This is a genomic window from Arthrobacter sp. 131MFCol6.1 (genome assembly GCF_000374925.1).
In the GTDB taxonomy this organism is placed as follows: Bacteria; Actinomycetota; Actinomycetes; order Actinomycetales; family Micrococcaceae; genus Arthrobacter.
In genome coordinates, this window is the sequence record NZ_KB895541.1 from 951603 (window position 1) to 965427 (window position 13825).

The 13825-nt window shown below is 67.5% G+C and carries 14 protein-coding genes; 1 reads left to right on the plus strand and 13 read right to left on the minus strand.

What is annotated here, in order from left to right; translation table 11 throughout:
• Positions 1–95: 95 nt before the first annotated feature.
• Positions 96–1370 (plus strand): PrsW family intramembrane metalloprotease, encoded by a 1275-nt coding sequence (locus tag C566_RS0104490; protein WP_018773144.1) that lies wholly within the window; start codon positions 96–98, stop codon positions 1368–1370.
• Positions 1371–1475: 105 nt separating this feature from the next.
• Here C566_RS0104490 and nusB read toward each other — a convergent pair whose 3' ends face one another.
• The 13 genes from nusB to rpsD all read right to left on the minus strand — a co-directional run bounded on the left by nusB (position 1476) and on the right by rpsD (position 13674).
• Positions 1476–1886, minus strand: coding sequence for a transcription antitermination factor NusB (nusB, locus tag C566_RS0104495; protein ID WP_018773145.1), 411 nt, complete (start codon positions 1884–1886; stop codon positions 1476–1478).
• On the minus strand, positions 1886–2449 hold the full coding sequence (gene efp, locus C566_RS0104500; protein WP_018773146.1) for an elongation factor P: 564 nt from the start codon (positions 2447–2449) through the stop codon (positions 1886–1888). The genes nusB and efp overlap by 1 nt, the downstream gene beginning before the upstream one ends.
• Positions 2450–2604: 155 nt before the next feature.
• On the minus strand, positions 2605–3123 hold the full coding sequence (locus C566_RS0104505) for a tetratricopeptide repeat protein (RefSeq protein WP_018773147.1): 519 nt from the start codon (positions 3121–3123) through the stop codon (positions 2605–2607).
• Entirely contained in the window at positions 3123–4214 is a 1092-nt protein-coding gene (gene aroB / locus C566_RS0104510; RefSeq protein WP_018773148.1) for a 3-dehydroquinate synthase, read from the minus strand. Before aroB ends, C566_RS0104505 begins: the two co-directional genes overlap by 1 nt.
• Positions 4214–4780 carry a shikimate kinase gene (locus C566_RS0104515; protein WP_043466073.1) on the minus strand — a complete coding sequence of 189 codons (567 nt, stop codon included), beginning with the start codon at positions 4778–4780 and terminating at the stop codon, positions 4214–4216. The genes aroB and C566_RS0104515 overlap by 1 nt, the downstream gene beginning before the upstream one ends.
• Before the next feature lie 53 nt (positions 4781–4833).
• On the minus strand, positions 4834–6033 hold the full coding sequence (aroC, locus tag C566_RS0104520) for a chorismate synthase (protein ID WP_026266381.1): 1200 nt from the start codon (positions 6031–6033) through the stop codon (positions 4834–4836).
• 26 nt (positions 6034–6059) lie between these two features.
• Complete coding sequence (locus tag C566_RS0104525) at positions 6060–6971, minus strand: shikimate dehydrogenase (protein WP_018773151.1); 912 nt, start codon at positions 6969–6971, stop codon at positions 6060–6062.
• Positions 6968–8761 (minus strand): endolytic transglycosylase MltG, encoded by a 1794-nt coding sequence (mltG, locus tag C566_RS0104530; RefSeq protein WP_018773152.1) that lies wholly within the window; start codon positions 8759–8761, stop codon positions 6968–6970. Before mltG ends, C566_RS0104525 begins: the two co-directional genes overlap by 4 nt.
• Positions 8758–9342 carry a Holliday junction resolvase RuvX gene (gene ruvX, locus C566_RS0104535; RefSeq protein ID WP_026266382.1) on the minus strand — a complete coding sequence of 195 codons (585 nt, stop codon included), beginning with the start codon at positions 9340–9342 and terminating at the stop codon, positions 8758–8760. The genes mltG and ruvX overlap by 4 nt, the downstream gene beginning before the upstream one ends.
• Positions 9343–9352: 10 nt before the next feature.
• Positions 9353–12031, minus strand: coding sequence for an alanine--tRNA ligase (alaS, locus tag C566_RS0104540; RefSeq protein WP_018773154.1), 2679 nt, complete (start codon positions 12029–12031; stop codon positions 9353–9355).
• Between the two features lie 175 nt (positions 12032–12206).
• Positions 12207–12473, minus strand: coding sequence for a DUF6167 family protein (locus C566_RS0104545; RefSeq protein WP_196802329.1), 267 nt, complete (start codon positions 12471–12473; stop codon positions 12207–12209).
• Positions 12474–12492: 19 nt separating this feature from the next.
• Positions 12493–12867, minus strand: coding sequence for a DUF948 domain-containing protein (locus C566_RS0104550; protein WP_018773156.1), 375 nt, complete (start codon positions 12865–12867; stop codon positions 12493–12495).
• Positions 12868–13047: 180 nt separating this feature from the next.
• The gene (gene rpsD, locus C566_RS0104555) at positions 13048–13674 is read right to left on the minus strand and encodes a 30S ribosomal protein S4 (protein ID WP_018773157.1); all 627 of its coding nucleotides are present in this window, start codon (positions 13672–13674) and stop codon (positions 13048–13050) included.
• Positions 13675–13825: the final 151 nt, after the last annotated feature.

Sequence of the window (13825 nt, forward strand, 5' to 3'; positions counted from 1 at the left end):
AAAGGATTGTTTGCTCTTTCAAATTACCACAACGGCACTGCCGCCCCGTCGCCGCGGGAATGCGTTTAACCTCACACGGACATAGGCTCGGTTCCATGACGATGAACGAGCCGCAGCCGGGGCATGGGCACACCGGCGGCTCCCGCCAGCGGCCGCTGCCGGAGCAAGCGAACCCGACGTGGCTGGGGCGGGTCCAGCCGGCGTACTACCAGCGGCCCCCTGCCAACGACCGCAGCCAGTTCCAGCCGGCGCTGCCTCCCGCCCGGCCGGCGGGCGGCGGCCCGGGCTGGAAGAACGGCCGCAGTTCCGGCGTTTTCGGCCTCGTGCTGGCCGGCGGATTCCTGGCGTTCCTCGGCCTCTTCCTGGTCCTGCCCTTCCTGCTGGAGAGGACCGGTATCGCCGGCTTTGCTGTTGGCTTCGTCGCCTCACTGATTCCCCTGGCGACCGTGTTGCTGACGGTGCGCTTCATCGACCGCTGGGAACCCGAGCCGAGGGCCCTGCTGCTTTTCGCGTTTGCCTGGGGAGCCGTCGTCTCGATCGCGGTGACGATGCTGATCCAGCCCTATTTCTCACTGGTGGCGGGGCCCGCCTCGGGACTGGACTATGCTGCGTTCGCCGTGACGGTCCAGGCGCCGGTGGTGGAGGAATTCGCGAAGTCCCTGGGGCTGCTGTTGCTCGTGCTCTATGCCCCGAAACACTTCAACGGACCGGTCGACGGTGTGGTGTTCGCCTTCACGATCGCGGCGGGCTTCGCGTTTACCGAAAACATCCTCTACTTCGGCCGCGCCATCGCCGCATCCAGCGACCCCGGCACGGACCTCGCGGTGGTCTTCTTTCTCCGCGGGGTCCTCTCACCCTTCGCCCACGCCATTTTCACGGGTACCACGGGCCTGGTGATGGGCTTCGCCGCCAGCCGCGGGAACACCGGACTGTCCGTGCTGGCGTTCTTCGCCGGCCTCGTTCCCGCGATGCTGCTGCACAGCGCCTGGAACAGCATGGGCCGGGACTTCCTGGACCGGTACGTGATGGTGCAGGTGCCGATCTTCCTGCTGGCCGTGCTGGTGATCGCGCTGTTGCGGGTGGCTGAGCGCAGGCTCACACGCCAGCGGCTCAAGGAATACGCGGCCGCGGGCTGGTTCACCGCGGCCGAGGTCGAAATGCTGGCCACCGCGGCCGGCCGCCGTTCGGCGCTGCGCTGGGCCAAGTCCACCGGGCGGGGCGCACAGATGAAGGCCCTGCTCGATGCCGCCACCCAGCTCGCCCTCACCCGGCAGCGGATCCTCAGCGGCCGGGACGTGCCGGCCCACCAGCGCGATGAGCAGCACCAGCTCGCCCGGATCGCCGCACTCCGGGCCGCCGTCGTCGGCTAGGAAACGGCGGACGCCAGTGGAACCGGTGCATGACGGTTAACCCGGGGGAACAGAAAGAACCCCGGCCAGGATGTCCTGGCCGGGGTTCTTCGGGGCGCCGAGAGCTTACGCCAGCAGCGAGGGCTTCAGCTGCTGCAGCCGGCCCAGTAGGCCGTTGATGAACGACGGCGACTCGTCCGTGGAGAGCGTCTTGGCCAGGGCCACAGCCTCGCTGACCGCCACGCCGTCCGGGACGTCGTCGTTGTAGAGCAGTTCCCAGGTGCCGATCCGCAGGATGATGCGGTCCACGGAGGGCATGCGCTCCAGGGTCCAGCCCTGCGAATAGGTCTCCAGGAATTCGTCGATCGCCACCTGGTGCGAGACCACGCCTTCGACGATTTCGAGGGTGTACGGGTTGACGATCTGGTCGGTCTGCTCGCGGCGGGACTTCAGCACGTCGAACGCCGAGGCCGAGCGCTGCTCGGCCTCAAAGAGCACATCGAGGGCCCGGTTCCGGGCCTTACCGCGCGCACTCACTAGTCGTTGACCCGGCCGAGGTAGCTGCCGTCGCGGGTGTCGACCTTGACCTTGGTGTTGTTCTCGACGAACAGCGGCACCTGGATCTCGTACCCGGTTTCGAGGGTGGCGGGCTTGGTGCCGGCCGAGGAGCGGTCGCCCTGCAGGCCCGGCTCGGTGTAGGTGATCTCGAGGACGACGCTCGGGGGCAGTTCGATGTACAGCGGGTTGCCCTCGTGGATGGCGATGTTGACCATCTGGTTCTCGAGCATGAAGTTGGTGGCGTCGCCGACGGTGGCGGCCGAGACGGTGAGCTGGTCGAAGTCCGAGGTGTCCATGAAGACGAAGTCGGCGCCGTCCTGGTACAGGTACTGGTAGTCGCGGCGGTCCACCGTGGCGGTCTCAATCTTCAATCCGGCGTTGAAGGTCTTGTCGACGACCTTGCCGGACATCACGTTGCGCATCTTGGTGCGCACGAACGCGCCTCCCTTGCCGGGCTTGACGTGCTGGAACTCGATGATGTTCCAAAGCTGGCCCTCGAGCTTAAGGACGGTTCCGTTCTTGATGTCGTTAGTGGTTGCCACTGTATCCTCTTAGTTTCTCTCTGGTTCCATCAGGCCGGTGCTATCGGCCGGACGATCTATGCCGGGCCGGCATGCCAAGCGGCCCGCCAGCGCGTATTTGTCAAAAATCCAAGATCCATTCTACCGGTTCTGGCGGACAGCTGCCTGACGCAGGCTCAGGACTGCTGTTCCAGCACGTCCCTGGCGCGCTGCAACGCTACGGTGGAGGCGTAGATGAGGGCCGCGTCGGCGGACCCGGCGACGCGCAGATCCAGCGCCTTGGCGAAGGATTCGACGGCGGCGCCGATGTTCCCGCCGGCGAAGTAGGACCGGCCGAGGTGCTGGCGGACGGCGGCCTCCTCCAGGGTGCCCTGGGTCTCGGCGAGGAGCTGGCGGAACACCTCCACGGCCCGGTCGAAGCGGTTCGAGACCCGGAGCACGTCCGCCTCGAAAATCCGCAGCCGGAGCGAGCCGGGGTCCTTGTAGCGGGCCTCGGCGAGGAGCTCCGCGGCTTCGGCCGCGTGCCCCTCGACGAGCCGGACGAGGATCAGGTCCCCGGGGTCCGTCGAGGCTGACAGCGCCTCGGCCAGGACCTCGTCATTGACGATCTGGGGCATCAGGGACTGCGGGTTGATCCGGATCCCGGGAAATCCCGCGTCCGGCCACTCGCTCGTGCCGCCCTTGACCATGTGCATCAGGAGGCAATCTCCTGGTAGGCGGCAAACAGCAGGGACGTGTCCGGGACATCGAGGATCCCGGGCCGGCCGACGCCGTCGAGCACCACGAACCGCAGCAGGTCACCGCGGGATTTCTTGTCCCGGCGCATGCCGTCCAGGAGGGCCTGCCAGCGGTCGCGGCGGTACGTGATGGGAAGCCCGAGGCTTTCCAGGATGCTGCGGTGCCTGTCGGCGTCGGCGTCGCTGAGCCGGCCCACGCTGCGGGCGAGCTCGGCGGCGAACATCATGCCCACGGAGACGGCGGCGCCGTGCCGCCAGGAGTAGCGCTCGGCGAGTTCGATCGCGTGGCCCAGGGTGTGGCCGTAGTTCAGGATCTCGCGCTGGCCGGTTTCCTTCAGGTCCTCGGACACGACCCGGGCCTTGACGGTGATGGCGCGTTCGATCAGTTCCCGCAGGATGTCCGAGCGCGGATCGGAGACCGCGGACGGGTCCTTTTCGATCAGGTCCAGGATGGCCGGGTCGGCGATGAAGCCGCACTTGATGACCTCGGCCATGCCGGAGATGATCTCGTTCTTCGGCAGCGTCGCCAGCGTGTCGAGGTCCGCGAGGACGCCGGCGGGCGGGTGGAACGCGCCCACCAGGTTCTTGCCCTCGGCGGTGTTGATCCCGGTCTTACCGCCGACCGAGGCGTCCACCATGCCCAGCAGGCTCGTGGGCATGTGGATGACCTTCACGCCGCGCAGCCAGGTCGCGGCGACAAAGCCGGCCAGGTCCGTGACGGCGCCGCCGCCGACGGCGACGATGGCGTCGGACCGGGTGAAGTCGTTCTGCCCCAGCACCTGCCAGCAGAAGGAGGCGACCTCGATGTGTTTGCCCTCTTCGGCGTCGGGGATTTCCGCGGTCAGCGCGGTGAAGCCGGCGGCGGCCAGCTCTTCCCGGACGGTGTCCCCGGTCAGCCGCAGCGCGCGGGGGTGGATGACCAGGACGCGCTTGACGCGCTCGCCCAGCAGGCCCGGCAGGCTTGCCAGGAGGCCGCGGCCCACTACGACGTCGTAGTTCTCACCCGGCGTTTGTCCGGTGACTTTGATGACGGTTGATTCGGTACTCACTATTCAACTTCCTTTGTCGACGCCGGAGCGGGCGCCGCCGCGGCCTTAGCCGCGGCGTGCTCCCCCAGCGCATCTTCCAGCCGGTGAGCCAGCTCCGGAACGCTGCCGCGCCGGACATCGAGGACGAGGTCGGCGAGCCGTTCGTAGACCGGTTGCCGGGTGGCGAACAAGGTCCGCCACCGGCCCATGGCGTCCCCGGCCAGGAGCGGCCGGCCCGAATTTCTGGCGATGCGTTCCGCCACAGTCTCGGCGTCGCATTCGAGGTATACAACGGTACAGCGGCCCAGGAGCTGCTGCGTACCGGAGTCAAGGACGGCCCCGCCGCCGAGCGAAATGACGGCGGTGCCGCCCTGTGCCTCTTCGATGGCCTGGGCCACGGCCCGGGCCTCCATCTCGCGGAAGGCGTGCTCGCCCCGGCTGGCGAAGATCTCGGCGATCGTCCCGTGCTGGGCCACCACGAGGGCGTCGGTGTCGATGAAGGCGCACCCGAGGTGCTGGGCGAGCTGTTGCCCGATCGCCGATTTGCCCACCGCCATCGGTCCGATCAGGACCACCGGGCCGACGATTTTCGCGGCGGGCGCCGCCGCAACGGAGGGCCCGTCGGTGTTCCCGGCCGGCACTAGTGGCCGATCGAGTCCAGGGACGCCGGAATGCTGTCCAGGTAACCCTTGATGTTGCGGGCGGTCTCCTGCACGGAGTCACCGCCGAATTTTTCCGCGACCGCTTCGGCGATCACGAGGGCCACCATGGCCTCGGCCACCACACCGGCGGCCGGCACGGCACAGACATCGGAGCGCTGGTGGTGGGCCTTGGCGGCCTCCCCCGTGCTGACGTCGACCGTCCTGAGGGCGCGGGGCACGGTGGCGATCGGTTTCATGGCCGCACGGACGCGCAGGACATCGCCGATGCTCATGCCGCCCTCGATCCCGCCTGCGCGGTTGGAGGTGCGGATGATCTTTCCGTCCGCGTCTTTGACGATCTCGTCGTGGGCGGCGGAGCCGCGGCGGGCCGCGGTCAGGAACCCGTCGCCGACCTCAACGCCCTTGATGGCCTGGATGCCCATCAGGGCCGCCGCCAGCCGTGAGTCGAGGCGCCGGTCCCAGTGGACGTAGCTGCCGAGTCCCGGCGGGAGCCCGTAGGCGAGTACTTCCACGACGCCGCCGAGGGTTTCGCCTTCCTTGTGCGCGACGTCTACCTCGGCCACCATGGCGTCCGAGGTTTCGCGGTCGAAGCAGCGCAACGGGTCGGCGTCCAGGGCGATCACGTTGCCCGGGACCGGCAGCGGCCGGCCTTCCGGCACGGCTACGCTGGCGATGGACACGGTGTGGGAGACGAGTTCAATGCCGAGCTGCTTGAGGAACGCCGCGGCGACCGTGCCGAGCGCCACCCTCGTGGCCGTTTCGCGGGCGCTGGCGCGCTCCAGGACCGGGCGGGCCTCGTCGAAGCCGTATTTCTGCATGCCGGTGAAGTCGGCGTGGCCGGGCCGCGGGCGCGTCAGCGGGGCGTTCCGGGCCTGGTCGGCCAGGATTTCGGGCTCCACGGGATCGGAGGACATGATCTGTTCCCACTTGGGCCATTCGGTGTTGCCGACCTGGATGGCGACGGGACCGCCCTGGGTCAGGCCGTGGCGGACTCCGCCGAGGATCGTGACCACGTCCTGCTCGAATTTCATCCGGGCGCCGCGGCCATAGCCGAGCCGGCGGCGGGCCAGCGCCTCGCTGATGTGGGCGCTGGTGAGTTCCACACCGGCGGGCACGCCTTCAATTATTCCGACCAGTGCCGGGCCATGGGATTCTCCGGCAGTCAACCAACGCAACATACATTCCATCCTGCCATGTCGGGCGGTTAGAACACCCGTCGGGGCGCTCCGACTGCGTCACACATCACATCTGTGACTCCGGCCGGGAGGGCCTCGCCCAGCCCGGTGAAGTGCCGCACCTGCTCCACCGCCTGGTAGATCAGCATTTCCAGTCCGGGGACCACGGTGCCGCCGGCTGCCTGCCAGACCGCGGCGATCCGGCTGGGCCAGGGATCGTAGGCGACGTCCAGGAGGACGCCCGGGCTGCCGTGCGCCGGCAGTGCGCTCGACGGATTCGCCGCCAGCTCTTCGGCCAGTTCACCGGCCAGTGCGTCGGCCGCGCGGGGCGGCAGCGTGGAGATGACGACGTCGGCGGCTGCGACGGCGGCGGCCGCGCCGGCGAGGGGAAGGACCCGGACGGGGACGCCTACGGCGTCGGCAGCCGCGCGGGCTTCCGCCGCGCGGCTGACATCGCGGACGAACACTTCGGCGGACACCGCCCCCAGCTCCTTGAGCGCCGCGACGGCTGCTGCCGCGGTCCCGCCCCCGCCGAGGATCGCGGCGGTGGGCGCCGAGGCTGCCCCCGCGTGCCGGAGCGCGTTGACGATCCCGGCGACGTCGGTGTTGTATGCGACCAACCGGGTGTGGCCAGCACTGCCGCCGTCGGATTCGAACGCCACCGTGTTGACGACCCCGAGGGCGCGTCCAACGCCCCGGACCTCGTCCACTTCCGCCACCATGGCCGACTTGAGCGGCATGGTGACCGACAGGCCGCGCCAGGAACCGTCAGCGCGCACCTCGTCCCTGACGTGCCGCATGAAATCCGGCAGGGCGGCCTCGGTCACGTCAATGGCTGAGTAGGCAATGTCCACGCCGAGGTGGGCGTACGCGGCCCGGTGCAGCGCCGGCGACTTCGAATGGCTGATGGGATGCCCAAGGACGGCCGCCCGAAGCGTCATACGCAGCGTCCCGGGTTGGCCTCGCACCAGGCGTTGTACTGCTCCACGTAGCCGTTGTGTTCCGCCAGGGTCTTGGAGAACTTGGTCTCCTTGGTGTCCAGGTTGATGGTGACCCAGTAGAGGAAGTTGTTGGACTTGGGCTTGGCGGCGGCGTCAATGGCCGTCTTGCCGGGAGAACCGATGGGGCCGGCCGGCAGTCCCTGGTTGGCGTAGGTGTTGTACGGGTTCGACTTGTCAGCCTTCTGGGCCTCGTCGATGTGGAAGCTGCGGATGCCCAGCCCATAGGTGACGGTGGCATCGGACTGGATCAGCCCGTTGGTCTCGGTGTTGTTGGGCTTGAGGCGGTTGTAGATAGCCCCGGCCACGTCACCGTATTCGGCCTGGCCGCCTTCGGCCTGGACGATGCTTGCCACCGTCAAGACGTCGTACTGTTTCGCGGGATCGGTGACGCCCTGGGCCTTGAGTTCAGCCTGGGTGTTGCTGACGAGCTTCTGCATAATGTCCTTGGCGGAGGAGCCCAACGGGAAGCGGTACTCTCCCGGCGAAAGGTAGCCTTCGAGGTTCTTGGCTTTGGCCGGGACGCCGAACTGCCCGGGCGCATCGCTGAGCGCTTTCAGCTCCTGAACAGAAATCCCGGTGCCCTCGGAAATCGCCTGCAGGGATTCGCCGATCCGCAACCCGGCGCTGAGCGCAAAGTACATGACCTTGTCCTGGCCCTTGTTGAGCAGGACATCCACGGCATCGGAGTTCTTCATTTCCTGGCGCATCGAGAACGTGCCGGGGTTCAGGGCACCGCCCGAAGCGGTGAACTCCTTGAGGAAAGTGTCCGCGTTCGCCACGACCTTTTTCGACTGCAGTTCGGTGGCCACGGACCGCGGCCCGGCGCCGGGTTCGACCGTGATGGTGACCTCACCGGTTCCGGGGCCGGGGTAGTCGGCCATGGTGTCCCCGCCCAGGAGCGGCTTGAGGAACTGGGCGCCGACGGCGATTGCGACGACGAAGACCGTCAGGGTCAGCACCAGGGCCAGGAAGCGGCGCCGGCGGCGGACCTTCTTGGACGGACCCTTGTTGTGGCGGACCGCTCCGGCCATCAGCTCCTCTCCCGGGTCGCCGTGGTACTCGGCGTCCGGGTGCGGCTGTGCCTGGGGGTCACCGGAGTTGTCGTAGGCATGGTGCGCCTCGTCGAGGGGGTGCGGAGCGTAGCCATCGTGGACGCCGGCGTCATGGGCAGCCGCATCGTGGCGGGCCTCGTAGCCGAGCCGTCCCGCTGACGCATAGACGGCGTCCTCGTGGCCAACGTCTTCGCGGACGGGCTCGTCGGGGACAGGTACTTCGTGGACAGGTACTTCGCGCACGGGGATCAGCTGCGTGAAGTCTTCGTGCGTGGGCTCTTCGTGCATTGTTTCCCGGTGCACGGGCTCATCAGGCACGGCTTCCTCGTGCACAGTCTCTTCAGGAACTGCTTCTTCGTGCACAGGTTCTTCACGCACAGGTTCTTCCTGCGCGGCTTCTTCGTGCACGGGCTCTTCACGAACGGCTTCTTCGTGCACGGTCGGAGCCGCGTCGGGGAGTTCCGGTGCGGACTGCGGCAGTTCGCGGTCCTGTGCCGGTGGCGGGGCCGGGGCCGGCGTAGGGACGTCCGCTCCCGTCTCAAAAGCCTGCGGCGGGATCACGTTGTGACCTTGGGTGGCCAGAAGCTTTTCCCGGGCCCGGATTTCTTTGCGCGTCAGCGGTCGGCCGGCGCCACCAAGGGCGTCACCGGAGGAGTCATCACTGTTGACCGGGCTCACTGTAGCCTTCCATGTTCTGAAGAGTGCGTCTGTACTGCCGGGCCGGTCTGTGCGCCGTCTCCGGTCGGCCCCGGCGCAGACTCCGCGTACACGCGGGTTCCGACCTCCGTTCCCCTGGCCTTTTGCATATCAATCGCATGTTGCAGAATACCTGCCGCCGCAACCTGATCAACAACTGTACGGTGATTCCTGCTGCTCATGCCAGCCTCGTGCAGGTTGCGGTGCGCGGTCACAGTGCTGAGCCGTTCGTCAATCAGGCGCACGGGCAGCTCGGATCCGGCGTCGCGCAGGGCCAGTGCCAGCAGCTGTGCGTAGTCTGTGGCCATCCTGGCGGAGGCGTGTTCTTCGCCCTTCATGGTGCGCGGCAGTCCCACGAAAATCTCCACGGCATCCAACTCCACGGCCAGGGCGGCCAGGAGTCGCACGTCAGTGTTCTTTTTCACGTTCCGCTGCAGCGTGCGCAGCGGGGTCGCCAGGATTCCATCGCGGTCGCAGACGGCCACGCCCACGCGGACGGTGCCGACGTCCACCCCGAGCTTCACGCCCCGGGGATAGACGCCGGCCACAGCAGCTTCAGACACGTGGGATCCGCTATCGCCGGGTAATGGCGTCCACGACGGCGCCGAGGGCAGCGCCGACCTTGGCGACGTCGGTGCCGCCGCCCTGGGCGACGTCGTCCTTGCCGCCGCCGCCGCCGCCGAGGATGCCTGCGGCGAGGCGCACCAGGGCGCCGGCCTTGACTCCGGCTGCCCGGGCGGCCTCGTTGGTGGCGATCAGGATCACGGGACGGTCGTTGCTGACACCGGCCACCGCGACGGCGGCGGGCTCGGAACCGAGACGCGTCCGCAGGTCCAGGGCCAGGCCGCGCAGGTCGTCCGCGCCGCTGACCTGGCCGGCGTCGTGCGCAATGACCTTGACGCCGGCGGCGTCCTGGGCGGTGCCGACCAGCTGGGCAGCGGCGGCCGTGAGCTGCTCCTTGCGCAGCCGCTCAAGTTCCTTTTCGGCCGTCTTGAGCTTGGTCAGGGTGCTGGAAATCCGGTCCGCGAGCAGCCCGGAGGGAACCTTCAGCATTTCCGTGAGTTCGGTGACAAGTGCCCGCTCCGCGGCGAGGTGCCGGAAGGCGTCCATGCCCACGAAGGCTTCGACGCGGCGGTTTCCTGAGCCGACCGACTGTTCGCCGAGCAGGGACAGGCTGCCGATCAGCGAGGTGTTCTCGACGTGCGTGCCGCCGCAGAGCTCGCGGGACCAGGCACCGTCGATTTCCACGACGCGGACCTCGTTGCCGTAGTTCTCACCGAACAGCGCCATGGCGCCGAGCGCCTTGGCCTCAGCGAGTCCCATGATCTTGGTTTCCACCCGGAAGTTGTTGCGGATCGCGATGTTGGAGACTTCCTCGATCTCGGACCGGGTGGCGGCGCTCAGGCCCTCGCCCCAGGCGAAGTCGAAGCGCAGGTAGCCGGCCTTGTTGAAGGAGCCGCGCTGCAGGGCCTCCGGGCCGAGGATCTGGTGCAGGGCCGCGTGCACAATGTGCGTGCCCGTGTGGGCCTGCTCCGCGGCGTGCCGGCGTTCCCGGTCCACGGCGGCCTGAACCAGCGAGTCGGCACCGATTTCGCCTTCGCGGACGATTGCCTTGTGGACGCTGAGGCCCTTGACGGGGCGCTGGACATCCAGGACCTCGACGACGAAGCCGTCGCCGGTGATCAGCCCGGTGTCGGCAGCCTGGCCGCCAGCCTCGGCGTAGAACGGCGTCTCGGCCAGGACCAGTTCGATTTCATCGCCGGTGGAGGCCTGGGCGACCTTCCGGCCGCCGGACAGGATGCCGCGGACCTTGGACTCGCCCTGGAGCTCGGTGTAGCCGGTGAAGACGGTCTCGCCGGCGGACAGCAGCTCCTGGAACGCGCTGAGGTCCGCGTGCGAACCCTTCTTGCCCTTGGCGTCGGCCTGGGCGCGCTGGCGCTGTTCGAGCATGAGCTTGCGGAACTCGGGCTCGTCGACTTTCAGCCCGGCCTCTTCGGCCATTTCCAGGGTGAGGTCGATCGGGAAGCCGTAGGTGTCATGCAGGGCAAAGGCGTCGGCGCCGGAGAGCGGCTGGTTGGCGGCCTTGGACTCCTTGACGGCGTCCTCGAGGCGGGCGGTGCCGGAAGCGATGGTGCGCAGGAACGCCTTCTCTTCGGCGTAGGCAATCCGGCTGATGCGCTCGAAGTCGGTCTCGACGATCGGGTAGACACCCTTCATGGCGTCCCGCGAGGCCGGCAGCAGCTCCGGCAGGCAGGCCTTTTCGACACCGAGCAGGCGCATGGAGCGGACGGCCCGGCGGATCAGGCGGCGCAGCACGTAACCGCGGCCCTCGTTGGAGGGGGTCACGCCGTCGGCGATCAGCATGAGCGCCGAGCGGATGTGGTCGGCCACGACGCGCATGCGGACGTCGTCCGTGTGGTGCGGGTCCTCGGCGGACTCAGCGGAGGTGTACTCCCGGCCGGAGAGCGCCGCGGCCCGGTCGATCACGGGACGGACCTGGTCCGTCTCGTACATGTTCTCGACGTCCTGGAGGATCATCGCGAGGCGCTCCATGCCGAGGCCCGTGTCGATGTTCTTCTTGGGCAGCTCTCCGGTGATGTCGAAATCCACCTTGGAGCGGACGTTGTCGATCTGGTACTGCATGAACACGAGGTTCCAGATCTCGACGTAGCGGTTTTCGTCGGCGATGGGGCCGCCCTCGACGCCGTAGGACGGGCCGCGGTCGTAGTAGATCTCCGAGCAGGGACCGGCCGGACCGGGCTGGCCGGTGGACCAGTAGTTGTCGGCCTTGCCCATCCGCTGGATCCGTTCGCCCGGCATGCCGGTGTTCTTCAGCCACAGCTGCTCGGCCTCGTCGTCCTCTTCATAGACGGTGACCCAGAGCCGCTCCGGCGGCAGTCCGTACCCGCCGTCGTCCACGCTGGTGGTCAGGAGCTCCCACGCGAACTTGATGGCGTCTTCCTTGAAGTAGTCGCCAAAGGAGAAGTTGCCGCACATCTGGAAGAAGGTGCCGTGGCGGGCTGTCTTCCCGACTTCCTCGATGTCACCGGTCCGGATGCACTTCTGCACGCTGGTGGCCCGCTGGTAGGGGGCCTCCTCCCGTGCCGTCAGGTACGGGATGAACGGGACCATGCCGGCCACCGTGAACAGCAGGGACGGGTCGCTGGAGACCAGGGAGGCGGAGGGCACGGCGGTGTGCCCCTTGCTGACAAAAAAGTCGATCCAGCGCTTGGTGATCTCCTGCGACTTCATGAGCTGATTTCTTACCCTTCAATATTCACTGCGATATGTGGCCCGCGTCTGTGTTGCGCGGGACAAGCTGGGGACCGGCACTGATCCGGGCCCGTCAATCTGGTGCCCGCCACCGGGGGCGTTGGCGCGCCGTCACTCCCGGTGGCGGGCACCTTACTTACTAATTCTCTCCCGGCTAGCGCCGGACCGCATCCCGGCGGGCGACGGTGCCGCCGGAAGCCAGGTCCGTTGCGGTCTCGATCCCGAGCGCCGCGCGGAGTTCGGACTCCCGCTCGCCCATGCCGTCGCGGATGGCATCGGCGAAGTCGAGCAGGCCGTCCGCCAGCCGTCCGACTGCCCGGTTCAGGCCCTCGGGGCCGAGGGCGGACTGGGCTTCGGTGACCTTGCGGAAAGCGATGACGCCGATTGCGACGCCGATTCCCATCCAGATGATTCTGTTCATGTCAGGTGCTCCCGGAGGGTTAGCGGCTGCGGCGGCCGGTGGCGGGCTTTTTGCGGGTGCTGAAGGCGGAGCGCACACCGTAGCTGAAGGCTGCCACCTTGATCAGCGGCGAGCCAACGGTGGCGGCCATAAGCGAGGACAGCGCCGAGATGTTGGCGGAGGCGTCCGAGACGTTCGAGGAGATGCCGTCAACCTTCTTCAGCTGCTCGTTGGTGGTGGTCACCGTGGCGGTGACCTCGTCCATGAGCGGGGTGGCGCCGTCGCTGATGGAGCGGATGGTGGTCCGCATTTCGTCGAACACTCCCCCGAGCTTCAGGATCGGCACGGCGAGCAGCAAGACCAGCAGTGCAAACACTCCAGCCGCGATCAGGCCGGCAATATCGCCACCAGACATAGACACTCATCTCCTTGAACTGCAGTGGATACCTGCTTGTTGCGTCGGGTTCCGACGGTTTCGGCCGGCAGTTTAAACCGGCAGGCAGAGCCTGCTCCCGGGGAACTCCCCCAAGTACCTTACATACAAAGAAGCCCGCGGCGCTTGCCACGGGCTTCTTTGTAGGTGATGCCTTTTGAATTAGCGTGCGTAGAATTCCACGACGAGCTGCTCTTCGCAGGTCACGGGGATCTCGGAACGCTTGGGGCGGCGCACCAGGCGGGCCTGCAGGGCGTCAAGCTTGACGTCCAGGTAAGCCGGAACGATCGGCAGGACGTCGCGGTGAGCGCCGGCTGCTGCAACCTGGAACGGAGGCATGGTCTCGCTGCGGCTGTGAACGTGGACCAGCTGGCCCTCGCCGACGCGGAAAGACGGGCGGTCAACGCGGATGCCGTCAACGAGGATGTGGCGGTGCACAACCAGCTGGCGGGCCTGGGCGATGGTGCGGGCGAAGCCGGCACGCAGCACGAGGGCGTCGAGACGCATTTCGAGCAGTTCGATCAGGTTTTCACCGGTCAGGCCCTTGGTGCGGCGTGCTTCTTCGAAGGCACGGGTCATCTGGGCTTCGCGGATGCCGTACTGGGCGCGCAGACGCTGCTTTTCGCGCAGACGTACGGCGTAGTCGGAGTCCTGCTTCTTGCGGGCACGGCCATGCTCACCGGGGCCGTACGGGCGGCGCTCCATGTACTTGGCGGCCTTGGGGGTCAGAGCGATGCCGAGTGCGCGCGAAAGGCGTGCGGTACGGCGAGCACGAGTGTTGTTAGCCACTTGTGTCCTTCCAATATCTGCGGTGTGTCAGTGTTACTGGCCTCCACGATGGAGAGCATCGGCCAACCGCTGCCTTTTGCTACTGGGCACAGGGCAACCCTCATCAAATGCGAAGATTCAATGGATTGTGCGTCCGTACCTTGCCAGACAA

Coding starts and splice junctions, on each gene's coding strand:
- C566_RS0104505 (WP_018773147.1), bottom strand. CDS start 3,123: ATGCACATGGTCAAGGGCGGCACGAGCGAGTGGCCGGACGCGGGATTT.
- alaS (WP_018773154.1), bottom strand. CDS start 12,031: ATGAAGTCGCAGGAGATCACCAAGCGCTGGATCGACTTTTTTGTCAGC.
- C566_RS0104490 (WP_018773144.1), top strand. CDS start 96: ATGACGATGAACGAGCCGCAGCCGGGGCATGGGCACACCGGCGGCTCC.
- C566_RS0104550 (WP_018773156.1), bottom strand. CDS start 12,867: ATGTCTGGTGGCGATATTGCCGGCCTGATCGCGGCTGGAGTGTTTGCA.
- C566_RS0104545 (WP_196802329.1), bottom strand. CDS start 12,473: ATGAACAGAATCATCTGGATGGGAATCGGCGTCGCAATCGGCGTCATC.
- C566_RS0104525 (WP_018773151.1), bottom strand. CDS start 6,971: ATGACGCTTCGGGCGGCCGTCCTTGGGCATCCCATCAGCCATTCGAAG.
- aroC (WP_026266381.1), bottom strand. CDS start 6,033: ATGTTGCGTTGGTTGACTGCCGGAGAATCCCATGGCCCGGCACTGGTC.